Source organism: Lysinibacillus sp. BNK-21 (genome assembly GCF_048684915.1).
GTDB classification, from domain to species: domain Bacteria; phylum Bacillota; class Bacilli; order Bacillales_A; family Planococcaceae; genus Lysinibacillus; species Lysinibacillus capsici.
In genome coordinates, this window is record NZ_JBLQTS010000001.1 from 1,958,055 (window position 1) to 1,978,720 (window position 20,666).

At 37.6% G+C, this 20,666-nt stretch carries 27 protein-coding genes; 26 read left to right on the forward strand and 1 reads right to left on the reverse strand.

Going from position 1 to position 20,666, the window contains the following annotated elements; all coding sequences use genetic code 11:
• The first annotated feature begins 7 nt into the window (after positions 1-7).
• The 3 genes from ACMGGO_RS09965 to ACMGGO_RS09975 are packed head-to-tail and all read left to right on the forward strand — an operon-like array spanning position 8 to position 1,477.
• Positions 8-196 carry a DUF6011 domain-containing protein gene (locus tag ACMGGO_RS09965; protein WP_420281850.1) on the forward strand — a complete coding sequence of 63 codons (189 nt, stop codon included), beginning with the start codon at positions 8-10 and terminating at the stop codon, positions 194-196.
• Positions 186-731: a Holliday junction resolvase RecU gene (locus ACMGGO_RS09970; protein WP_420281851.1), complete on the forward strand. Its 546-nt coding sequence runs from the start codon at positions 186-188 to the stop codon at positions 729-731. The genes ACMGGO_RS09965 and ACMGGO_RS09970 overlap by 11 nt, the downstream gene beginning before the upstream one ends.
• Positions 732-733: 2 nt before the next feature.
• Positions 734-1,477, forward strand: coding sequence for a hypothetical protein (locus ACMGGO_RS09975; protein WP_259950333.1), 744 nt, complete (start codon positions 734-736; stop codon positions 1,475-1,477).
• Positions 1,478-2,198: 721 nt separating this feature from the next.
• Here the strand turns inward: ACMGGO_RS09975 and ACMGGO_RS09980 are convergent.
• Positions 2,199-2,486: a hydrolase gene (locus ACMGGO_RS09980; RefSeq protein WP_326140946.1), complete on the reverse strand. Its 288-nt coding sequence runs from the start codon at positions 2,484-2,486 to the stop codon at positions 2,199-2,201.
• 434 nt (positions 2,487-2,920) lie between these two features.
• On the opposite strand from ACMGGO_RS09980, the gene ACMGGO_RS09985 reads away from it, so the two are divergent.
• The 23 genes from ACMGGO_RS09985 (at position 2,921) to ACMGGO_RS10095 (ending at position 20,661) form a co-directional block, all read left to right on the forward strand.
• Entirely contained in the window at positions 2,921-3,406 is a 486-nt protein-coding gene (locus tag ACMGGO_RS09985) for a sigma-70 family RNA polymerase sigma factor (protein ID WP_420281852.1), read from the forward strand.
• A gap of 469 nt (positions 3,407-3,875) precedes the next feature.
• On the forward strand, positions 3,876-4,430 hold the full coding sequence (locus tag ACMGGO_RS09990; protein ID WP_259950324.1) for a hypothetical protein: 555 nt from the start codon (positions 3,876-3,878) through the stop codon (positions 4,428-4,430).
• A gap of 128 nt (positions 4,431-4,558) precedes the next feature.
• Complete coding sequence (locus ACMGGO_RS09995) at positions 4,559-5,521, forward strand: terminase small subunit (protein WP_420281853.1); 963 nt, start codon at positions 4,559-4,561, stop codon at positions 5,519-5,521.
• Positions 5,508-6,968 carry a phage terminase large subunit gene (gene terL / locus ACMGGO_RS10000; RefSeq protein WP_420282321.1) on the forward strand — a complete coding sequence of 487 codons (1,461 nt, stop codon included), beginning with the start codon at positions 5,508-5,510 and terminating at the stop codon, positions 6,966-6,968. The genes ACMGGO_RS09995 and terL overlap by 14 nt, the downstream gene beginning before the upstream one ends.
• Before the next feature lie 6 nt (positions 6,969-6,974).
• Positions 6,975-8,315 carry a DUF1073 domain-containing protein gene (locus tag ACMGGO_RS10005; protein WP_259950321.1) on the forward strand — a complete coding sequence of 447 codons (1,341 nt, stop codon included), beginning with the start codon at positions 6,975-6,977 and terminating at the stop codon, positions 8,313-8,315.
• Positions 8,308-9,069, forward strand: a complete 762-nt coding sequence (locus ACMGGO_RS10010; RefSeq protein ID WP_259950320.1) for a minor capsid protein — start codon at positions 8,308-8,310, stop codon at positions 9,067-9,069. The genes ACMGGO_RS10005 and ACMGGO_RS10010 overlap by 8 nt, the downstream gene beginning before the upstream one ends.
• A gap of 67 nt (positions 9,070-9,136) precedes the next feature.
• Entirely contained in the window at positions 9,137-10,006 is an 870-nt protein-coding gene (locus ACMGGO_RS10015; protein WP_259950319.1) for a hypothetical protein, read from the forward strand.
• Between the two features lie 45 nt (positions 10,007-10,051).
• Complete coding sequence (locus ACMGGO_RS10020; protein WP_259950318.1) at positions 10,052-11,131, forward strand: DUF2213 domain-containing protein; 1,080 nt, start codon at positions 10,052-10,054, stop codon at positions 11,129-11,131.
• 26 nt (positions 11,132-11,157) lie between these two features.
• Positions 11,158-11,604, forward strand: a complete 447-nt coding sequence (locus ACMGGO_RS10025) for a structural cement protein Gp24 (protein ID WP_259419524.1) — start codon at positions 11,158-11,160, stop codon at positions 11,602-11,604.
• 16 nt (positions 11,605-11,620) lie between these two features.
• Positions 11,621-12,520 carry a DUF2184 domain-containing protein gene (locus tag ACMGGO_RS10030; protein WP_259950317.1) on the forward strand — a complete coding sequence of 300 codons (900 nt, stop codon included), beginning with the start codon at positions 11,621-11,623 and terminating at the stop codon, positions 12,518-12,520.
• Entirely contained in the window at positions 12,520-12,840 is a 321-nt protein-coding gene (locus ACMGGO_RS10035; protein ID WP_420281854.1) for a hypothetical protein, read from the forward strand. The genes ACMGGO_RS10030 and ACMGGO_RS10035 overlap by 1 nt, the downstream gene beginning before the upstream one ends.
• A gap of 21 nt (positions 12,841-12,861) precedes the next feature.
• Entirely contained in the window at positions 12,862-13,227 is a 366-nt protein-coding gene (locus ACMGGO_RS10040) for a DUF4054 domain-containing protein (protein ID WP_259419521.1), read from the forward strand.
• Entirely contained in the window at positions 13,228-13,692 is a 465-nt protein-coding gene (locus ACMGGO_RS10045) for a hypothetical protein (RefSeq protein ID WP_312126271.1), read from the forward strand. It begins immediately after the preceding gene.
• On the forward strand, positions 13,692-14,033 hold the full coding sequence (locus ACMGGO_RS10050) for a hypothetical protein (protein ID WP_420281855.1): 342 nt from the start codon (positions 13,692-13,694) through the stop codon (positions 14,031-14,033). Before ACMGGO_RS10045 ends, ACMGGO_RS10050 begins: the two co-directional genes overlap by 1 nt.
• Entirely contained in the window at positions 14,030-14,512 is a 483-nt protein-coding gene (locus ACMGGO_RS10055; protein WP_420281856.1) for a phage neck terminator protein, read from the forward strand. Before ACMGGO_RS10050 ends, ACMGGO_RS10055 begins: the two co-directional genes overlap by 4 nt.
• A 4-nt stretch (positions 14,513-14,516) precedes the next feature.
• Positions 14,517-15,539 (forward strand): DUF3383 family protein, encoded by a 1,023-nt coding sequence (locus ACMGGO_RS10060; RefSeq protein WP_420281857.1) that lies wholly within the window; start codon positions 14,517-14,519, stop codon positions 15,537-15,539.
• 12 nt (positions 15,540-15,551) lie between these two features.
• The gene (locus ACMGGO_RS10065; protein WP_315058773.1) at positions 15,552-15,944 is read left to right on the forward strand and encodes a phage structural protein; all 393 of its coding nucleotides are present in this window, start codon (positions 15,552-15,554) and stop codon (positions 15,942-15,944) included.
• A gap of 5 nt (positions 15,945-15,949) precedes the next feature.
• A complete protein-coding gene (locus ACMGGO_RS10070) occupies positions 15,950-16,216 on the forward strand; it encodes a hypothetical protein (protein WP_066037360.1) in 267 nt (88 codons plus the stop codon).
• A gap of 183 nt (positions 16,217-16,399) precedes the next feature.
• Positions 16,400-18,442: a hypothetical protein gene (locus ACMGGO_RS10075; protein ID WP_420281858.1), complete on the forward strand. Its 2,043-nt coding sequence runs from the start codon at positions 16,400-16,402 to the stop codon at positions 18,440-18,442.
• 12 nt (positions 18,443-18,454) lie between these two features.
• Entirely contained in the window at positions 18,455-18,976 is a 522-nt protein-coding gene (locus ACMGGO_RS10080) for a phage baseplate protein (protein ID WP_420281859.1), read from the forward strand.
• Positions 18,976-19,296, forward strand: a complete 321-nt coding sequence (locus ACMGGO_RS10085; RefSeq protein WP_288585167.1) for a phage baseplate plug family protein — start codon at positions 18,976-18,978, stop codon at positions 19,294-19,296. The genes ACMGGO_RS10080 and ACMGGO_RS10085 overlap by 1 nt, the downstream gene beginning before the upstream one ends.
• Entirely contained in the window at positions 19,289-20,125 is an 837-nt protein-coding gene (locus tag ACMGGO_RS10090) for a phage protein (RefSeq protein ID WP_420281860.1), read from the forward strand. Before ACMGGO_RS10085 ends, ACMGGO_RS10090 begins: the two co-directional genes overlap by 8 nt.
• Positions 20,122-20,661: a Gp138 family membrane-puncturing spike protein gene (locus tag ACMGGO_RS10095; protein ID WP_420281861.1), complete on the forward strand. Its 540-nt coding sequence runs from the start codon at positions 20,122-20,124 to the stop codon at positions 20,659-20,661. Before ACMGGO_RS10090 ends, ACMGGO_RS10095 begins: the two co-directional genes overlap by 4 nt.
• Positions 20,662-20,666: the final 5 nt, after the last annotated feature.

Genomic DNA, 20,666 nt, shown 5'->3' on the forward strand with positions numbered 1-20,666 from the left:
TGATAGGATGAGTCGTTGTAAAAGATGCAACAGACCCTTAAAAAATGGGGAATCCATTGTAAGACAGTATGGGGTTACTTGCTGGAAGCGGCATTTGGATGATCTTGAGCAAGAGTTTTTGAAGAACCAGCTCACCATTTATGACGTACTAGAGGCAGAAAATCATGAAGAAATGAGGGCACAGAATGTTTCATAATCAATCAACTAAGCAGCGTGCAAAATCAGTAACACATGCTAACCGTGGCAAGTTTTTAGAACGTGTCATTGATATGGCCAACACAAAATATCGTAATGCGGGATTAGCTGACATTCGTAAAATTCCAACGCCTGTACAAATTACAAAAGATAAAGGCTCCCAAGTAGAAGGACGGAAGGAAAAGCCTGAATGGGTGGACTATGCAGGTGTCTGTAATGGACGAGCAGTGGTGTTTGATGCAAAGGAAACGAAGGGCAAAAGTTTTCCGCTTCAAAACTTACATGAACATCAATACGAATTGCTTCGCTCCTGGTACGAAAAAGGCGCCATCACCTTTCTACTTGTGTATTTCAACGAGTTGGATAAATACTATCGCTTACCATTTCCACCGCTCCAAGCAGCTTGGCAGACAGCTAAAAGTGGTGGGCGCAAATCGATTCCGCTTGAAACATTTGTGGAACATGCAAGTGAAGTTGTATCAATGGACGGCTATACATTGCACTACTTGCTGCCATTTATCGAAAGTAGGTGGTGAGGATGTTACAGGGAAAATGTATTGATACGGGCGGCTCTACTAATCTTACAAAAGGTGAAGTGTACTATCTTTTCCCACATGGCGGTCATGCATATTGTGCTAGCCGCTTCCCTAGACATGGGTCTCACTTTGGGGCCTACCAAGAGAATCACTTTGAGCTAGTGGATGTTGCTATTGATGCACCAGCACGAGTACTTAATAAATATTTGGCTCGTGTAGTGAAACCACCCTCACATTTTTATCAAATTGACGAAGAATACATCATTACGGAGCCACGAGCAGATGGTTACTACAGTGTGTTTTTTAAGCATCGTCCAGATGATCCACCAATTGGGGCATATAAACGTAATGATTGTTTTGAGCGTATTGTGTCTCTTGAAGAATCAGCAAAAGACACAGCTACCATATTTGAGGTGGGTGACATTGTAGAAATTATAGACGCATCGATTATAAAACGTAAACATTATGAAAATGGTGTGCAGGCAACGGTGATAGAGAATTTTTATGGTTGCATATCAATTCAAAGAAATGAACCTGTAGATAAAATGGTCATAAGTAGCGTGCTTTTAGTAGGAGAGGATCTACAGGCTATTAAAAAAGTTAAATTAAGAACCTTACTAGAAGCGGTTATGGTGAACGATAAGCCGAAAAAGGTAAAAAAATCGATAGAGATGGTGCACGATAAGCCTGAAATTGTGCACGTGCCTACCAAAAAACAAGAATATGAGCAGTTGAGCTTATTTTAGGAGGGACAGAAATGAATAAGCAATTAAGTTTTCGTGATGAATTACGAAAGCAAGAATTAGATATTTAGTAAATATTGTAAAGAAGGGAGAAGGGTGTATTTATGGTTTGATAGGATGTCCGAAAACATTAAGAATGGGTTAAACAGTTGGAAAGAGTTGCAGATTATCCTAAGAGTTAATGAACAAAATGCTATTTTTTTTCATATTTCTTACTATCCCATGCCCAATTTAAAAAAGCATAAACAAGTACTGCCCATAAAGAAAAGAAGAGATTATTAAGAAAATCCCAATTACCTTTTTTGAAATAATCTGAAACAGATAAAAGTAAAAAAAGTATAACGAAGTAAACAATATTCAAGTATTTTCTGATAAATGTCATTAGAATCACCTTATATGTATTTTATGTAAAATATAACATAAATAAAGCCTGTGATTTGTGGCTTAATTTAGTTGTTAGTCAAGAATTCTTTACTGAGCATTTTGAGGAAAGAAACTAAAAACGGGTCACTGAGTGTGAGTGACCCTAAGTAACAATTCAGGAGGTTCCTGTTAAACTAGTTTAGCTTAACACTACTATTTATATGCTTAGGTAACTTGGGTTTATAGTTTATTGCCTTTGGAAAAATAAAAATTATGTCTTAATGTAGGCTAAATTTAAAGTCTTTAATTGGAGAAAAGAAGCCTATCCATAGAAGAATAGACTTCTTTAAAATTAAAGCTACTATACCGGTAATAGAATAGCTTCAATATCTTTACAATTTACAACTAGAGTTCTAGAGCCATCTAGAAAATATGCGCAACAATCTTCATTGTTTAAGGAAAGAAATCTTACATTATTAAATTCTCTACCACTCTTTAAAAAGATGTTAACTCGAGAATTAACTTTTAAATCTCTTAATTGGTCACAAGCACAGCCTTTACAACGATTGCTCTCATTTGAAACGTTACTTACTCTTGAATGGCAAGAGGAGCATTTTTTTCTAGCTGCTGGATTTCTATTAACACTCATCGTATACCCTCCTTTCATAGTAGAATTAAGGTATCGTAACCTTACATTCTTAATCTATGAAAAGGATTGTAAATTGGCTGGTAATTTGTCTATTCTACAATAAATAATTTTATAAATAAAGTACAGAACAAATATAAACATTTGTGTATAGTTAATAGTTTAGTGTTATTTTATAACTATTTTGTAATAAAAAGTTAATATGAAACACTGAATAAACGAAATATCTTTATACAATAAACTAATATTTACTTAAATTTAATGAAAAAGTTTGGTAAGAATTATACTTACCAAATTTCTAGGATTAGTATGTTTGAGGTGTTTTTGAAAATAAGAAAAAAGCCGTAGCGTCGACTCACGCTACAGCTAGAAATGGTTTATGCCCTTTGATGGCCTCACAGATAAGTCATTATAACACAACTTAGGAGGCCAAACCTATGTTAACAGCTCAAACAGTAAAAGAAGTATGGTCAGAGGCAGACATTGATTATCTAGTGAAAAACTATCGTTTCTGGAAGAAAGAAATTAATCGGTTAGAAAGAGTGTTATATGGTAGTTCAAGCTCAATGGTTTCTTGGGGGGTCGCTCAGTATGGAATAGATGCAGCAATGCCAAAAGGGAGTTTGATTCGTAGCGTAGAAGAGCTTAAAAGAATGGATATACGTGAACGTGGTCAGATAGCGCGATTAGAAAAGCTACGTACTTATGTATATGCGTTAGAGGTAGCTTACAATCTAATTGACGATGAACAACTTAAATCCATTTATGATTGCTTACTTGATGGAATGACGTACAGACAAATCGCTGAACATCTATCAGCATCTAAAGATTATGTGCGGTTAAAGAAACAAATCATTTTTAGCCAGATTAGCCAAAATAGCCAAATAAGTACTATTTTGACCTACGAAAAATTTGCAATGTAAAATGGGAGGCAGGACGGTGCAGTAAGGTTTTCCTCCCTTGGTATTTATAAAAACCGAAATATTAGAGGAAAACAGACCAACGGCCAGCCTATATTTTTTAAGTGATTAGATGTCTTAATTAATAATAAATAAGTGGTTTTTATGTGAACTTTTGTCCACTTTCCATTTAATTCAATTAACTAACAATAAAGTTCGCGGTAATGCACTATTTAGAACCATAATCTGTGTATATGCCATAGGCTTTTACCTATGAGAAACGTCTTGTGAGGAATAGGATGTAGAAGTGGCTTGAGTAACCACTAGAATTATTCAAACACATTTTTTTATCCCTTTGTTAAAAGACCACAATTTATTAGTGGTCTTTTGTATTATTATAAAAAACTAACGAAATGAATTGAACATAGTATAATTGTCTATTTCTTTTATCCCTAATTGAATAGTGTAGTAAAAACAAGGAGGGATTTTAAAAATGGGATGTAGAAATTGTAATAAAGCTTGGAATCACCACCATGCAAACAATATGTGTGGTTGTGAGAAAAATCAGTGTTTCTTTAGATTCAAAGCACCATGTATACCAGAAATGAATGGAGTAACTCCACCACCACCAGTTAATAACGCAAGAGTGTGTGAAATTTATTTAGCAACAGATGAATCTATAGGAAATGGTCAATATTTAGGATTAGGGACTGCTTCCGCGCTATTCCCACGAAATACGGTTGTTATACCAGAAAACGCAATTATAACTGGATTAGTTTTAAATGTACGTGATAATACACTAACAGCTGCAGATACAGTAACGGCTGAAGTAGTTATTAGTAGAAGCTGTGGTTTTACTGACCCGATTTCAACAGGTGTTATTGCTACAGTAACAGGGCCAAACACTGCTGAAAACCCCAATTGTTGTGGTTCAACAACAGCTAACTATGCTATAAATAAATGTGACCTATTATCTGTAAGGATTGTAACAGGGGATGGGGCACTTCCGTTTGGTGCAGCAGTAACAGTAATGTATGTACTACCGTAAATTAATTTTAAAAAAACTACATTTTATCAAAAACCACGAAAAAAATCGTGGTTTTTTTATTTTAGAAAGCAATTACATATGGGTGATTTATAAACAATCAAATGTGGAGGTGGTGGTGATTATGAGATATGGGTAGAGCAAGAGATCCAAGACGTGATCAAGCATATGATATATACAAAGCCTGTAACGGTGATATAAGGCTTAAAGACATAGCCGAACAACTTGGTATATCTGAGGGCACCGTGCGAGGTTGGAAGAATAAAGATTCATGGGATGATCGTCTTGAAGCAGAATCGAATGGAACGTTCCAATCAAAACAGCAGAAAAATACGGAACGTTCCGTAAAAAAGAAAACGAAAAAAACGCAACGGAGCAAAGCGATCCCAGAAGCGGAATCGCAAGCAACTGTACAGTTTGAAATCGTCCCCAGTGACGGTCTCAACAGTCAACAGTTGCTTTTTTGTTTGTACTACACAAAGTATTGGAATGCCACGAAAGCATATCAAAAAGTGTATGGATGTGACTACGCTTCAGCAATGAGTAACGGCAGCCGATTGATAAGAAATGATAAGGTTCGAAAGGAGATTCATCGATTGAAGGCAGAATTAGCAAACGGTATTATGCTGGATGCACGCCAGGTCTTACAAAAGTACATCGACATTGCATTTGCTGACATCACCGATTTTGTGGACTTCGGCATGCGTGAAGTGGAGGAGCCTATGTTAGATGGTATGGGGGGCGTAATCTTAGATGAAGATGGAAACCCTCGAATGCAGACATACAAGGTAAATACAGTGCACTTCCACGATGCCACAGAGGTAGATGGCACGATCATAACCGAGGTCAAAAAAGGCAAGGATGGTATCAGTGTGAAGCTTGCTGACAAAATGGCAGCACTTGCAATGCTTTCAAAGTACACCGATTTATTAAGTGATGAACAGCTAAAAAGGTTACGTGAAGAAAAATTAAAAGTAGACATTGCAAAAGTACGTTCTGAAACAAAAGGTACTGTAGGTAGCAACACCACAGGCGTTGACTTAAGTAATTTAACGACGGAGGAGTTGAGAGCGATTGCTAATTCTAAGCGATGAGAAAATGAGCGCATTGGAAAACGAAGCAGACAAAGAACTTGCACGCCGCTTCTACCGTGATTATGTTGAATATGTACATCACGGCCATTATGAGCACTTTCGTCATACTGAATTAATTTGTGATGTCCTCCAACGTGTGGCCAATGGTGAACAGTTATCTATATTAATAGAGATGCCTCCACGACATGGTAAAAGTATGACGGTAACAGAATCGTTTCCGTCTTTTTATTTGGGCAAAAATCCTGATAAGCGGGTAATAGCTGCTGCATATTCAGATGGGTTAGCAACCAAGTTTGGTCGTCTAAATCGTAATAAGTTTAATGAGTTTTCACATGATCTATTTAATGTGCAATTGTCCGAGTCCAATGCAGCTACAAAGGATTGGGGAATTCAGGACAGACGTGGTGGAATGATCTCCACTGGTATAGGTGGTTCTATCACAGGGCAAGGCGCAGACTTAATGATTATTGATGATCCAATTAAAAACATGAAAGAGGCTATGTCACAAACGATACGTGATAGTATCTGGGATGAATGGGAAGCGACATTATCAACTCGTTTACATGATGGAGCTTCTGTAATCGTTATTATGACACGATGGCATGAAGATGACTTAATTGGCCGTTTACTTGCTCGGAGCCCTCGTAAGTGGGTGCGATTGCGGTTACCTGCCATTGCAGAGGACGAAAATGATCTATTAAACCGTAAAATTGGCGAGCCGTTATGTCCAGAGCTCGGCTTTGATGAGAAATGGGCTGAGGATAAAAAGGCAGAGGTTGGATCACGAACGTGGGCGTCTCTTTACCAACAAAGACCCGCTCCTGCAGGTGGTAGTATCTTTAAGCGTGAATGGGTTAAATACTATGTGCGTGACGAGCAAATGAAGCGGGATTGGGGTTTAAGTGATGATGTTATTGTATTACCGATTCACTTTGACAAAATGGCTCAATCTTGGGACTGTACATTTAAGAAAACAGAAAGTAGTGACTTTGTTGCTGGCCAAGTATGGTCACGAAAAAAGGCACAGTATTTCTTATTAGATCAGGACCACAAACGTATGAACTTCCCAGATACAGTTAAAGCAATTCGCGCAATGACTGACAAATGGCCAAAAGCTACCAGTAAATATATCGAGGATAAAGCAAACGGTTCTGCTGTCATAGATACATTAAAAGATGAAATCAGTGGCATTATTCCAGTTGATCCCGATGGTGGTAAGGAGGCACGTGCAAACGCGGTGTCTCCTTTATTTGAAGCGGGTAATGTTTATTTCCCTCACCCGAATATGTGTCCTTGGGTGAATGATGTCATTGAGGAAATGGTGAGCTTCCCTAACGGGGCTCATGATGACATGGTGGATGCATTGACGCAAGCGCTAAATCAGCTATACACGAATAATTCAAGCTTGTTAGATAGAACGAAAAAATTGTTAGGCATGGGTAGGTGATAAAGATTGAGTGTTCTCGAAGTAGCTAAGCAGTACAAAGAGGATTTTATGCAAGGTCATGGGAAAGCAGGTGCTAAAGATAAGCTTACTCGGCAAGTGCCTGGTATTCGCAGAAAGTTAACCCATGCTGAAATATCTGCCCTATATGCAGATAATCCAATAGTACAAAATATTGTCGATATTCCAGCGGAGGACATGACAAGGCACTGGTTTACATTACGTATGAAGGATGACCAGCTTGCACGAGATATAATGGCGCGATTAGCAGACCTTAAAGCGAAAGATGCTTTTAAGAAAATGAGGATGTACGAACGTATGCGTGGTGATGGATTTATTTCCTTAGGCGTTACCCAGCGAAGTAAATTCGAGTTACAAGATCCATTAAAGTTAGATAGTCTACTTTCTATAGATTACTTGCATCCATTCTCATCAATGAAAGTAAGCGAGCTTTTAATCAATGATGATGTATTTGATAAGAACTATGGCAAGTTGGAAAATTTACGAATTAGCCGCGCATCTAGGCACGGAATACAAGCCGTAGAGACAGAAACACTTGTTCATTATTCTCGAGTGTTGCATGACCAAACAAGGCGTTTAGAGGATGAAGAACAGGGCATGTCGCTGTTAGAGACACTGTATGATGCTATTACAGTACTTGATACATCCTTATGGTCCGTTGGACAGATATTGCATGATTTCACATTTAAGGTGTATGAATCTGCTGACATTGATAACCTGTCGAAAGAGGAAAAAAAAGAACTTTCAATGATACTTGACTTTATGTTTAGAACAGAGGCACTTGCCCTTATCGCAAAGGGAGAGACGCTCACAAAGCAAACAACGCCTGTATCTGGAATGAAAGACTTACTGGACTTTGTATGGGATTATATTTCGGCTTCTGCTCGAATGCCTAAGAGTGTCATTAAAGGACAAGAAGCGGGTACGTTGACAGGGGCACAATATGATGTGATGAATTACTATGCTCGAATAACCTCAGCACAAGAAAATGAAATGAAACCGCTTCTTGAGCAACTTATTCGTATGTTGTTATGGGCAGAGAAGGAACCAGGTGGTCGAGTCGATCCAGATACAGTTGAGTGGGAAATAAAATTCAATCCGCTTTGGTCAGTAGATTCTAAAACTGATGCAGAAATTCGTAAAATCGTTGCAGAAACAGACCAAATTTATGTGTCTAATGGTGTTATCTCTTCTGATGAAATTAGAGAGACCCGCTTCGGACAGTTCGGCGTTTCTGATGATTTCAAGTTTAGCGGTGATGATGCACAATGGCAACGTATGGCCAATGAAGTATACAGTGCATGGAAGGAAAATGGACAGCATGGCTAAATGGGTGCCACCTACTCGATTTCCCGACGTTGTTGTTGCATCATATTTCCGTTCCATCGATAAATTGGTTCAAGAAGCGGGCAAGGCAACCCTTTCGTTATACGATACTGCAGTAAAAAGCGAAATGCAGAAAGATGGCCGAGGTTATGTGCAAGATGGTCCATTTGATTTTTTTAAGAAATTGACAAGTCATATCAAAAAAGCTGTTTCGATTGTGTATTCACAACAAAGGGTGGATAGAGCTGCTTCTTCTTTTATGAAAAATTTAAATCAAGTGAATAAAACGAATATGGAACAGCAAGGAAGGGTAAGAGGCATAGAACTAACAGCTACCGAATCATGGCTTGCTCCTTTCATGAAAGAGAATATCCAGAAGAATGTCGTCTACATTACAAATATTCGTGATGAATATACTCATAAAATTGAATCTATTATTTATGAAGGTATAAAGGATGGCAGTAGCTACAAAACAATCCGTGAGCAATTGGAAGAGCAAATAGGCATGTCTCAACGCCGTGCTAAGTTTATTGCTGTAGATCAATCAGGTACATTATTTGGGCAGATGACTGCTCAACGTCATAAGAATATGGGTGTTATGAAATTTAAATGGCGTACGTCTAAGGATGAGCGTGTACGTGATTATCATAAAGTACTTGAAGATAAAATATTTTCATACGAAGATCCTCCTTCTGTTGGGTTACCTGGTGAAGATTTTCATTGTCGTTGCATTGCATTACCTATTTTTGATGATTAGTTTAGAAACCTTATTATTGACTTTTTATAGATAAACCCTTTTTATGGATAGAAAGGGGTGATTTTCTATGATTATAGACTTGCAAAATAATTATAAAAAATTAATGATAGAAAAAATAAAAAAGAGTGGGTTGAAGATTCCTGTTAATTATGATGATGAAAACATCATAGTTAAATATTTTGCATTTTTACGAAAGAAAGAATTTGCAGGTCCGCATGAAATAAAAAGGTCAAAAAATTTTCATTGCCCTCCCAAAGTATTAAAAGGTTTTTCTAACTTAGAAAACATTATAAGAAATGGAGGCGATATTACACCCTATTTTAATAGAGCTGCATTTGATTTAGGAAGATTTGATGATATGTTTTCGGATTGGGGTATTATGCATTTTCATCTTGGTGATAAACTAATTGATGGTGAGCATCTTGTAGAACGAGATGATTTTGTATTATTTGCTTATCTACACAAAAACGTCGTTTATTTTATTAATATATTTAGACACGGTCATTGGGCAGATTCAGATGTGATACAAGAAATGTATAATAACTGGCCAAGTTTGATAGATAGGTATGGGTTTAAAGGTTTTTCAAGTATTCCTATAGAAAATAAACACCGTAGAGTATTACGTGAATCAGGAATAAATACACCAGTACAGATTAAAGATTCTGATGGGAATCCAATTATATCTTCTTCAGGTTTAGGTATAACCAGTGTAAGAACTTCAATTACTGATAGTATGGCATTTATAAATGCTAACAACACACTTGGAAAACTACAACTATATTTATTATCTCAAGAAGAACAAATAAAATCTGAAATACAAAAGAATGGTTATGAAATCTTTGAAGAAATTCAACTTGAATTAATAGATTTCAATCCTACTAGACTATATATCCAAGAGCTAAAATACAATTGGAGTATGGAAATTCCATTAAGTTAAAAAACATGCAAAAGCATGTCTTTTAACTTGGGAGGAGGTGAAACATTGAAACTACAACGCTATGACCGTAGTTTAATTAACGATTACGCAGAGACACCAGAAGGGTATTTAACGGTACGTGTGCCGATTACTCGTCCTGGTGTTTTTCCTTATGCGAGACAGGATGGTACAGTGCAAATGGAAGCGAAGTTGCCTGATGAAATCTTTAGTGACCGCACAATGCACTCAGCCCGCTCCAAACCTATTACAGATGAACATCCTAACGAACCGGTTACTTTGGATAATTATCAGGCTTATGCTAAGGGGATGAGTCATACGGACGCACACGTGGAGGACTTGAAGCTCTATGTGTCGATGACTATCACTGATAAAGATCTGATTCAGAAGGTTTATGATGGCAAAAGAGAAATCAGCATCGGATTTATGAGTGATGTTGTGGCAGAAGCGGGTACATATAATGGGCAACCATATGAGTATGTACAGCGAAACATTGAAATTAATCACATTGCTATTGTAGATCAAGGGCGAGCTGGTCCAGAGGTAGCCATCCGCGCAGACAGTGACGCATGGCAAATTGATTCAGATGAAGGAGGAAAAAATAAAATGGCAAAAATTAAGATTGAAGGTTCAGAGTATGAAGTGGATCCAGCAGTTAAAGCATACATCGATGCTCTAAAAGCGAAAGAAGAAACAGCTAAAGTCAAGGGTGATAGCATGGACGCGTTACAAGGGCGTTATGATGCGTTGGAAGTAAAGCTGCAAAACGTTGAAACAGAACTTGCTAAAGAGAAAGCAAAGCAAGTATCAGCAGATGAATTGGACAAGCAGGTAGAAGCACGTGTGCAACTCATTAGCACAACAAAGCCGCTTCTTGGCGATTCTTTCGACTTTACAGGAAAAACGGAACGTGAAATTAAAGAAGCGGTTATTTCAACAACTAAACAGGATTTTAAAGGCGATGGGAAGTCAGATGACTATATCAACGCCTTTTTTGATGCAACTATTGAGCAAGTCGCTTCACAAGGATTTTCGTCTACCGGATCTAATTCCATTATTACGGGTGATTCAAGACAAAATACAGATGTAAATGCAATGCGTGCACAGCGTTTAAACATGCGTTCTTAATTACTAATTAAAAGGAGGGCTATTCCATGGCCATTACAGAATATGGACAGTACATGCCACTAGCTGGCAGTCCAGGACAATTAGCAAACTATCAAGAGTATGCAGCAGACAGCTATCCAGCAAAAGAAATTATTCCATTTGGTGCGGCCGTTCAATTAACCGCAGATGGGACAGGGGTTGTGCCAGTTAAAACGGATGGCAAACCGATTGGTATTGCTTTATCACGTGGTATACATGATTACACAACGAATGCAGATGACCAAAAATATTTAGTTGGTCAACCGGTGCCAGTGGTTAAACGAGGCAATATCTTTGTTGTTGCTGGAGGGGATGTCACAAATGGCATGGCTGTACAAGTTGATGTAGCAACAGGCAAGTTTGTTGCAAGTGGTGGAAGTGATTTCTCACGTGCTGTATTCCGAGGAAATGCTACTGCTGATTCATTAGTTCAAATTGAAATTAATTTACCTTAAAGGAGGAACATAATTTATGTCACAATTCCGTGAAGATGCACTACTACGCCCACAAGATTTAGAGGCAGTAGACAAGAAAATTTATGAGCCAAAAAAAGAAGAATTAAAGGCTCGTACCATTTTAAACGTCAAAACCGACGTACCTGCAGGTGCTGAAACTTATTCGTATGATGTCATGACGCGATCAGGAGCTGCTAAAATTTTAGCACCAGGAGCAACAGACATCCCACTTGTTGATGCTGATTTAAAACGTCATACAGTCAATATTTATTCCATTGCTACAGCATTCAATATATCCGTACAAGAAATTCGTAATGCACAAATGGCACGTCGTCCCGTTGAGGTGACAAAAGCTGATACTGCACGCAAAGCCATAGCAGAAAAGGAAAACAAACTCGTTTGGATGGGTGACAAGGACCATAATATTTTAGGTGTGGTTAATGCCACTGGCATTCAAGTGCTCGCGGTACCAAACAATGAAGCAGGTACATCAACAAAATGGAAGGACAAAAAAGGTGTCGATATTGTTGAGGACATCAAAAAGGCTAAAAACTTAGTTAATAAGTTACCCGGTCATGAAGCAGATACGCTTTTCGTAGCTGCAGAACAATATGAGCATTTAGAAAAAGTCTACAATGAGCACACAATGCAAACGTGTTTACAGTACATTCAGTCACAAAATTGGTTCAAACGTATTGATTATACATCTGATCTTAATGAACAAGGCACAGGCGGGACAGATTGCTTTTTAGTATTTGATTCCTCACCAGATGTTGTTGAAATGCTTGTATCGATGGATATTACACGTCATCCGCAAGAATACAAGTTCCCTAATTATAAGATTCCGCTTGAAGAACGCTGTGGCGGTGCAATTGTCCGCTATCCAATGGCTATTGTGCGTGGGGAGGGTATCTAATGTTAGTACACAACAAAGGTAATTACACACGTATTGCAAATGATGTAAAGGTTATTCCTGGGGCAAATACATTACCAGAAGCTGAATATACAGCTTTTATTACACACCCAATCATTAAAAGCTTGATTAAAAGCGGAGAAATTGTGGTGCCAGAAGGACAAAATTCGGCTTCTCTCAAGGATTTAGACGCAGATGAAGCAATTAAACTTGTAAAAGATACGTTTTCTATCGAATTTTTAGAGAAATTTAAAGAGGATGAGAAACGTAAAACAGTTCTAGCAGCTATTGATGCTCAAATTGCTGAAATTCAAGGGAATTAATATGAAAGTGAGGTATGGAGCATGCCTGCTTTAACAACAATTGAACGTGTGCGCTTACTAGGAACCGAATTTGAGGCTATTTCTGATATGCGGTTGGAGTTATATATTGAGGATGCTTCTTTGGAAGTGTCCTCTTTAGGCGTTCCAGAGGCACATCATGAGCGTCTTACACGTTATTTAGCTGCACATTTAGCTATTTTATCTGCGGAGCCAAAACAAGCTATTATTCGTGAAAAAGTAGATGTTATTGAGCGCCAATACAGTGATCCAAACAAAAATATTGGGCTATTGGCTTCTAAATACGGTCAAGAATACCAAAGAATTTTAGAAGATTTAGCTGAGCTAGAAAATAAGCCAAAAAAACACTTGAATTTGATGGTGATATAAATGGGAGTCCGTATTATTAGCCGGAATAACAATATTCCACGTGTGATTCAGTCATTGAAGGATTTGAAAAAGTATGATATCGAAGTAGGGATTTTCGGTAGTTCGGGCGCTGAATATGTCATGATCGCAGGAGTGCAAGAATTTGGTATTACTATCCGTAAAGAAAGAGGTTCTATTGTAATTCCTGAACGTTCTTTTTTGAGGTCTACTTTCGATGATAAGAATAATGAGTGGTTCACATTTTTAAAAAAACAATTAGAGCACGTAATTAATGGTCGAATAAACTCCCAAATACTATGTGAACGTCTTGGTGCCAAAATGGTGGGAGATATTCAGGAAAAACTGACGGATATAAATAGTCCACCAAATGCACCTGCTACAATTGCTAAAAAAGGGTCTAGTAACCCTTTGATTGATACAGGGGGTTTGCGTCAAAGGATCACATACAAGGTGGTGAGACGTTAATGCCTGAAAAAATGTTGTTGGGTTCTGTCATCCAATCGCAAGGGGTGCCTTTTATTGCCCATATGCAAGGCGAAGGTGACTACGTTGACGGAGAATGGGTTACGGGGCAAGAAATACCTAAGGAAATGACAGGGATTATTTTGCCTCTCAGCAATGACGATTTAAAGTATGCGGAAAACGGCACATATACAGTGAGAGAAAAGAAACTACTAACCATAGATCAAATACCAGAAGGTACAAAGGTAGAGTACAATGGGCAAAAATACACTCTTCAAGCTTTTAAAGACTATTCTGTATATACTGACGTCAATATATATTTGCTGAGGTGGCGAGAAAAGTGAATTTAATTAAATTAATTCGCAAACAGCTCTTGGACGACACTGATTTAACGATTATAAGGGCAGATCAAACAGGTGATATACCAAAATTACCTTATGCCACTTATAAAGTAATAGGTGACCGCAAAGGTGTAGGGCAAGAAGATGTATCCTACGTTAATAAGTCTGATTCCTTATCAGAAACCAGAATACAAGAACGCAATGCAACTATTTCTTTTAACACTTATGGAACTTCGCATGATAACGCTTTTGAAGTGGCTACTCAACTTCGGAAGTGGTTTGAGTGGCGAGGTTCTTTATTTTTAGATGAGATTAATGTTGCAATAGTAAATCTAACTGATGTAACAAACCGTACTACATTTTTGTTAGATTCCTATGATGAAAAGTGGGGATTTGATGTAATCATTCGTTATCTTGATATTGAAGAACACGATATAGATTACTTCGACAAAGTGGAAGTAGAAATGAAACTAGGAAGGTGATTAAATGCGCTATGTTGATGTGCAAATTTCAAGAGAGACAAAGCCGATTTCTGAAAAAGGTTTTGGATTACCTTTGTTATTAGCGACTAGTAAAGCTATAGATTACAAGGAATATACAGGGATAGAAAGTGTAGCAGAGGATTTTGAAGAAACAACAAATGAATATAAATTACTATCTCGTATGTTTGGTCAAAATCCAAGGCCAGCAGAAATTGCTGTTTTTGGTGTTGCTTATGATTCAGTAACGACAGAGCCAACTGCCTTAATATCATCCCTAAACGAATTGATTAAAACACACAACGACTTCTATTATGTTGTAAGTCCAGAGCAAAGAGATGAGGAAATCACTGCCTTAGCTGAATGGACTAATACTAAAGATAAAATTTATGGTGCTACAACGTCTAATGTTGAGCTAGCTGAAAAGTTAAGAGGATTATATGATAATGCATTCCTTGTAGTTCATGATCAACCTGATACGTATGTAGCTGAAGGGTTAATTGGCGTATGTGCTCCTAAGAAAATTGGCGCTTATACATGGACCTTCAAAAATGTGCAAGGTGTGCCAGCTGTAAAGTATGACAACACAATGATTAATCGTGTTCATGCTGCAAACGCTTCTACTTACATTAATGAAGCAGGATTGTTATTGAACTCGAAAGGGGTAGCAACTAGTGGTGAGTTCATTGATGTTATTCAAGCAACGCATTATCTTAAAGCACGTATGGCTGAAAGCGTATTTAGATTGCTTGCATTGAGAGACAAAGTTCCAGGTACCGATACAGGTATTGGTTTAGCTGTTGCAGAGGTGGAAAGCGTACTTGCTTCGACAGTAGAAAATACAACAACTGGAGAAGGCATTATTGCCCGAGATGACGCAGGTAATCCAATGTATACAATAACTTTTCCTAGAAGGAAAGATATTCCAAAAAATACCCTAGCACAACGTATTTTGCCCGATATTCAATGGACGGCTACTATTTCAGGAGCGTTCGAAAAAGTGCAAATACGTGGTGTATTAACTGTTTAAGGAGAGGTTTAGATGGCAGAAACTTTTAATTTTAAAGACACTGTAGCGATTGTTGGTGGCATAATCCTTACTGGTTTTATGGATGGCACGCCAATCGAAGCTGAGAAGAATGAAGATACATTTAGTCAACATGTAGGCGCTGATGGTTCTGTTACTTACAATGAATCAGCAGACGAAACAGGTACTTTTACATTTACATTAAAACAAGATTCCAGTGTTGTACCAATGTTAGATGCGTTGTTGAAATCGAAAGAATCATTTAACGTTTCTCTCAATGATGCAAAACGTAAGAAACGTGTGAATGGTATGGATTGCCGTTTTGCAAAAAACCCAAACTTTTCTCGTGGAGCAGAAGTTGAAGGGGTCGAATACACAATTTTAGCAGCACAATATAAGGAGGATTAATTCAAATGGCATTTACACCAAAAACAAAAGAATTTACGTCAACAGCAGGTAATGATTACACATTCCAAAATGTACCTAATTCAAAGCAAGCTGAAATTATGGATGAGGGTACAGGATTACATGGGAAAGTTCTAAATTCAAGAATGATGCCCCTTATGTTAAAGCATGTGGTAGTTATTCCAAATGAATTAAACATGGATGATTTTGAAACATGGGAGGAGTTAGAGGAGGTCACTAACGCAGCCTTTAACTTTCTTCGAACAGGAAAGTAATAAAATAAAAAATCTTTCAGGGATGCAAAGCATCCCTTCTTTTTATGAAAAAGCAGCAGGCGAAAAATGGTGGAAGTACGTAATTGGATATCACTATAAAATTGATCCACATTCGGTGGAAGATTGGGATAACGATACTATTTTAGAAACACTCGCATCCTTAAAAATGCTAGGGGTGATCAAATGAGTAGCGCTATGCGTGACATGTTTGTAGGTATATATTTCCGCGATGAAGCAACAACCACCCTACAACACTTAAATCAGGTCATGGATAACATTGAGGGTGAAATAGTTAGTGTCGGCCAAGGATTAACACATACAGCACAAGGTTTTAACCATTTCGGTCAAACAGGCCTTACAGCTTCACAACACATTGCAAACGGATTAAATACTGCTGAAACAGAGGCTGGAGAATTAAATCAAGAAGTACAACATGTTAGCAAAACATTAAATGGTTTTAAATCAATGATGCGTGGTCTTGTAGGGATTGTTGCAGGTGTTTTTGCTGTTAATAAGGTTAAAGAGTTTGGATTAAGTGCTATTGAAGCAGCCGCAGGTTTCCAAGCAATGGATGCGCAATTTGAGCAAGTTTTCTCGGATGCACAACAACATGCATCTGAGGGTCTGAATAAAATTGCAAAAGATACTGGGATGCTACCAGAAAGGCTTAAAGGTAGTTTCACTCAAATAGCAGCGTTTGCCAAAACAACTGGAGCGGACACTGCAGATGCTTTGTCTTTAACAGAGCGAGCGACTTTGGCTGCTGCCGATAGTGCTGCATTTTATGACCGATCTATTGAAGAAGTAATTGAAAATATGCAATCATTTTTAAAAGGGAACTTCGAAAATGATGCGGCATTAGGTATTTCAGCAACAGAAACTACACGTAATGCTAAAGCAAATGAACTGTATGGTAAATCATTCACTAAATTAAGCGAATCTCAAAAGCAACTAACTTTAATGGCCATGGTTGAGGATGGTAACAAATTGTCAGGGGCGATGGGACAAGCATCACGTGAAGCAGATGCTTATGAAAACCAATTAGGGAATTTAAAGCAATCTTGGACGAATTTAAAAGGGAAAATTGGTGGCCCACTCTTACAACCATTTGTTGATGGTATGGCTTCTACGTCACAGTGGATCGAAAACCTAGATACTGATAAGTTAGTCAGTAAAATAGATCGAGTAGTTTCTTTTGTGGGTACAGCTAAAGATACTTTCATGTCATTGGTTAATGGTTCAGGTAATGTATCTAATTTATGGCAAAACTTCGGTCTACCTAAAGAGACTAGTGATAATATCGCTTCATTTGCAGACACAATGAGTAGTACAGTGGCTGTGGGAATTGACGTTGCAAGTGTTGCCTTCGATGGTTTTAAAACTGGAGTTAGTTGGCTTATACAAAATAAAGAATTAGTAATAGCTGCCACAGCGGGTATTGCGGGTGGTTTTGCTGTAATGAAAACAATCTCATTTGTAAAAACAGCATTAGATTTATTTAAAGCCAGTACAATTGCCTCTACTTTTGCGACCCAAGGCTTTAACGCAGCTTTGAGAGCTAATCCAATAGGAATGGTTGTGACCGCCGTCGGTCTACTAATTTCTGGAGGGATACTGTTATACCAAAATTGGGAGACCGTTAAAACAAAAGCTATACAACTATGGCAAGTTATTGATAACAACCCTATACTATCCTTTTTAGCAGGACCTATAAAAGGGTTGATTTCTGCAGGTATCACAATTTATAAAAATTGGGACACGATAACTAGTAATTTCAATAAATTCAAAAATGCTATCACAAATTTCAAATTGCCAAAATGGGTTTCTTCTATCGGAAGCACAATAGGTAAAGCTGCTGGAGCAGTAGGTAATTTTATTAGTGGTTCTCATGCTACTGGGCTTGAACGTGTACCTTATGACGGATATGTAGCAGAACTCCATAAAAATGAATCAGTTTTGACAGCAAATCAATCGAATATGCTACGTAGAGCAGGGATATTAAGTCAAGGTAGTTCGGGTACACCTGAATTGAATCTTGATAATAATCAAGGTTCAGCTACAGGAATACCTCAAGCTATTAATACTGACAGTGGCAACAAAACTACTACTAGTGGTGGTGGAAATCAATTTATCTTCAATATTTCAGGAGTTAATGCCATCGATATTGGCAGAGAAGTACGCGAAATAATCAGCGATATTCTTGATACAGAAATGCAAACAACGTAGGGGGTGCATGTAATGCCATATATTAAGGATGTTTTAATTGATGTTATTACGAAGGTATCTATGCCAGAATCTTCAACAGCTACGGAGCACGCACTTGAAGATGGTGAGCAGATAACTGACCATGTGAAAAGCAACCCTACAACAATTTCATTGACGGGTGTAATTCTTGATGATACTGAAGCAAAAGTCTTGAAGTTACGTCAATACCGAGAAAAAGGTGTTATTTTTGATTTTGATTACATGACATCATTAAAACATGTAATCATTACTGATTTTAACCGCGATTATGAAGCCAAAATTAAAGACGGCTATGCTTTCACAATGACTCTGAAACAAATAAATGTCGCTAAAGTCGGTAAGTTCGTAAGTGTTGCTATCCCAGTAAAAAAACAAACAAAACCTGTAACAAAAAAAGGCCGTCAGCAGACGAAAAAGACACCTACTACAACAACAAAATCCAATAAAGAGAAATATACAACACCACCTAAGAGTTCATCAAGTGGTGGTTGGGCAGCAATGGAGGGGCGTAAGTAATGGATGAATATATTGACATTGATAAAAATGAGATACCTTATTCCTTTGAAATAGAGTTAGCTGGTGAAGTATTTGAAATTGAAATCAACTACAATCAAACACATGATTTTTTCACTGTAGATCTATTCAAGGATGATGGTGTTTTGGTTATTGGAGAAAAACTAATCCTTAATCGCCCTTTGTTCAGAAACCATGTCAACATAGACTTGCCAAAAGTACAAATAATTCCTAAAGACCGAGCTAATTCAGTTACTCGTATTACCTACGATAATCTGAACGAGACGGTCTTTTTGTATGTGGTAGGTGAATCAGATGAGTAATTTATATATGCGTAAAACTACATTTTTAGTGGGTGGCAGAGAAATTACAGATCCATTAACTATTAAATTTAGTGTACCTTTTGGTGATAACGATAAAGTGGATACCATCGACATACAAGTCTATAACCTTAAAGATGAAACGATAAATTCAATTTCAGCGAACAAAGTAGCTATTTTAAGTGCAGGCTATGTGGATGACCATGGGGTTATTTTTAGTGGCACCCTCAAAAAGAAAGAAACTAAATGGGAAGGTTTGGACAAGATTACAACTTTTAAGTGCATCGATTGCACATTAGACTATACTCGAGGTGTAATCAAGCGAACTTATGCACGGAATACTCCAGCATCCTTAATTTTAAGAGAACTGGCACGAGACGCAGGGCTTGCAATTGGTGATATCGACTTGCCAGTAGACTTTATTTATCGCTCTGGAAAGGCACTCAATGGGAAGATTAAGTTTCTTGTATCTGAAATAGCAAAAGATTGTAAGGCGAAATTGCATATCAATAAGGGGCGTATGTATGTACGTGATCGAGCCAAAGGTGACAAGGTTGGTTTAGATATATCAAAAGAAACTGGCTTAATTGATGAACCTGAGGAAATTGAAGAGGAAGTGAAGGACGAGAAAAAGTCCAAATCTAAAAATCCGAAGAAAAAGTTAAAGGGTTATAAAATTAAGATGTTGTTAAACCATAAAATCACTACAGATGTCATTATTAAACTAACTTCAAGAAAGGTTAGTGGTGTGTTTCGAGTATCAAAGGGTGAACATAAGGGAGATACATCTGGAACAGAATACTATACGGAATGTGAGGTGGTGCCAATATGACGAAAACATCAATAACACAATTCATGAGTGAAAATATTGAGGAAAATTTGATGAATTTGAATACATGTTTAATATGTGAAGTACTTGAAGTAGACATGAATTTGTATAAAGCTGATGTTCTTCCTAAAAATGACCCAGAAGCAACGCCAATTTTAGATGTGCCTATAGCATTTCATCAAACAGACCAATTTATTATTCAAATCCCCTACAAAAAAGGAGATAAAGTGCTCGTTGTGTGCTCACAAGCTGATATTGATCCCATTATGTTTGGTGGAGGAGAAGCTGCTAGTCGCTCATTTAGTGCTAACGACGCGCTAATAATAGGTGGCCTGAATCTTTTTAACACACCGATACAAAATGAACATCCTAATGACGTAGTAATTGGTACGAAAGATTTCTCTACCAAAATAGTTATAAATGAAGTTGGAGAAATAAGTATAAAATCTTCTAAGTTTAAAGTCGAAGCTGATGATATAGAGTTTGTTGGTGGTACTATCACTGCTAATGGTGAAGATTTAACTACTGATTTAGTGTAATGGGG

Excerpts from the sequence above, each read along its gene's own strand:
- ACMGGO_RS09965 (WP_420281850.1), top strand. The coding sequence starts at position 8 with ATGAGTCGTTGTAAAAGATGCAACAGACCCTTAAAAAATGGGGAATCC.
- ACMGGO_RS10030 (WP_259950317.1), top strand. The coding sequence starts at position 11,621 with ATGTCACAATTCCGTGAAGATGCACTACTACGCCCACAAGATTTAGAG.
- ACMGGO_RS10095 (WP_420281861.1), top strand. The coding sequence starts at position 20,122 with ATGACGAAAACATCAATAACACAATTCATGAGTGAAAATATTGAGGAA.
- ACMGGO_RS10045 (WP_312126271.1), top strand. The coding sequence starts at position 13,228 with ATGGGAGTCCGTATTATTAGCCGGAATAACAATATTCCACGTGTGATT.
- ACMGGO_RS10025 (WP_259419524.1), top strand. The coding sequence starts at position 11,158 with ATGGCCATTACAGAATATGGACAGTACATGCCACTAGCTGGCAGTCCA.
- ACMGGO_RS10060 (WP_420281857.1), top strand. The coding sequence starts at position 14,517 with ATGCGCTATGTTGATGTGCAAATTTCAAGAGAGACAAAGCCGATTTCT.
- ACMGGO_RS09970 (WP_420281851.1), top strand. The coding sequence starts at position 186 with ATGTTTCATAATCAATCAACTAAGCAGCGTGCAAAATCAGTAACACAT.
- ACMGGO_RS10065 (WP_315058773.1), top strand. The coding sequence starts at position 15,552 with ATGGCAGAAACTTTTAATTTTAAAGACACTGTAGCGATTGTTGGTGGC.
- ACMGGO_RS10085 (WP_288585167.1), top strand. The coding sequence starts at position 18,976 with ATGGATGAATATATTGACATTGATAAAAATGAGATACCTTATTCCTTT.
- ACMGGO_RS10080 (WP_420281859.1), top strand. The coding sequence starts at position 18,455 with ATGCCATATATTAAGGATGTTTTAATTGATGTTATTACGAAGGTATCT.
- ACMGGO_RS10050 (WP_420281855.1), top strand. The coding sequence starts at position 13,692 with ATGCCTGAAAAAATGTTGTTGGGTTCTGTCATCCAATCGCAAGGGGTG.
- ACMGGO_RS10010 (WP_259950320.1), top strand. The coding sequence starts at position 8,308 with ATGGCTAAATGGGTGCCACCTACTCGATTTCCCGACGTTGTTGTTGCA.
- ACMGGO_RS09990 (WP_259950324.1), top strand. The coding sequence starts at position 3,876 with ATGGGATGTAGAAATTGTAATAAAGCTTGGAATCACCACCATGCAAAC.
- ACMGGO_RS10070 (WP_066037360.1), top strand. The coding sequence starts at position 15,950 with ATGGCATTTACACCAAAAACAAAAGAATTTACGTCAACAGCAGGTAAT.
- ACMGGO_RS09985 (WP_420281852.1), top strand. The coding sequence starts at position 2,921 with ATGTTAACAGCTCAAACAGTAAAAGAAGTATGGTCAGAGGCAGACATT.
- ACMGGO_RS09995 (WP_420281853.1), top strand. The coding sequence starts at position 4,559 with ATGGGTAGAGCAAGAGATCCAAGACGTGATCAAGCATATGATATATAC.
- ACMGGO_RS10075 (WP_420281858.1), top strand. The coding sequence starts at position 16,400 with ATGAGTAGCGCTATGCGTGACATGTTTGTAGGTATATATTTCCGCGAT.
- ACMGGO_RS09975 (WP_259950333.1), top strand. The coding sequence starts at position 734 with ATGTTACAGGGAAAATGTATTGATACGGGCGGCTCTACTAATCTTACA.
- ACMGGO_RS10090 (WP_420281860.1), top strand. The coding sequence starts at position 19,289 with ATGAGTAATTTATATATGCGTAAAACTACATTTTTAGTGGGTGGCAGA.
- ACMGGO_RS10040 (WP_259419521.1), top strand. The coding sequence starts at position 12,862 with ATGCCTGCTTTAACAACAATTGAACGTGTGCGCTTACTAGGAACCGAA.
- ACMGGO_RS10015 (WP_259950319.1), top strand. The coding sequence starts at position 9,137 with ATGATTATAGACTTGCAAAATAATTATAAAAAATTAATGATAGAAAAA.
- ACMGGO_RS10035 (WP_420281854.1), top strand. The coding sequence starts at position 12,520 with ATGTTAGTACACAACAAAGGTAATTACACACGTATTGCAAATGATGTA.
- ACMGGO_RS09980 (WP_326140946.1), bottom strand. The coding sequence starts at position 2,486 with ATGAGTGTTAATAGAAATCCAGCAGCTAGAAAAAAATGCTCCTCTTGC.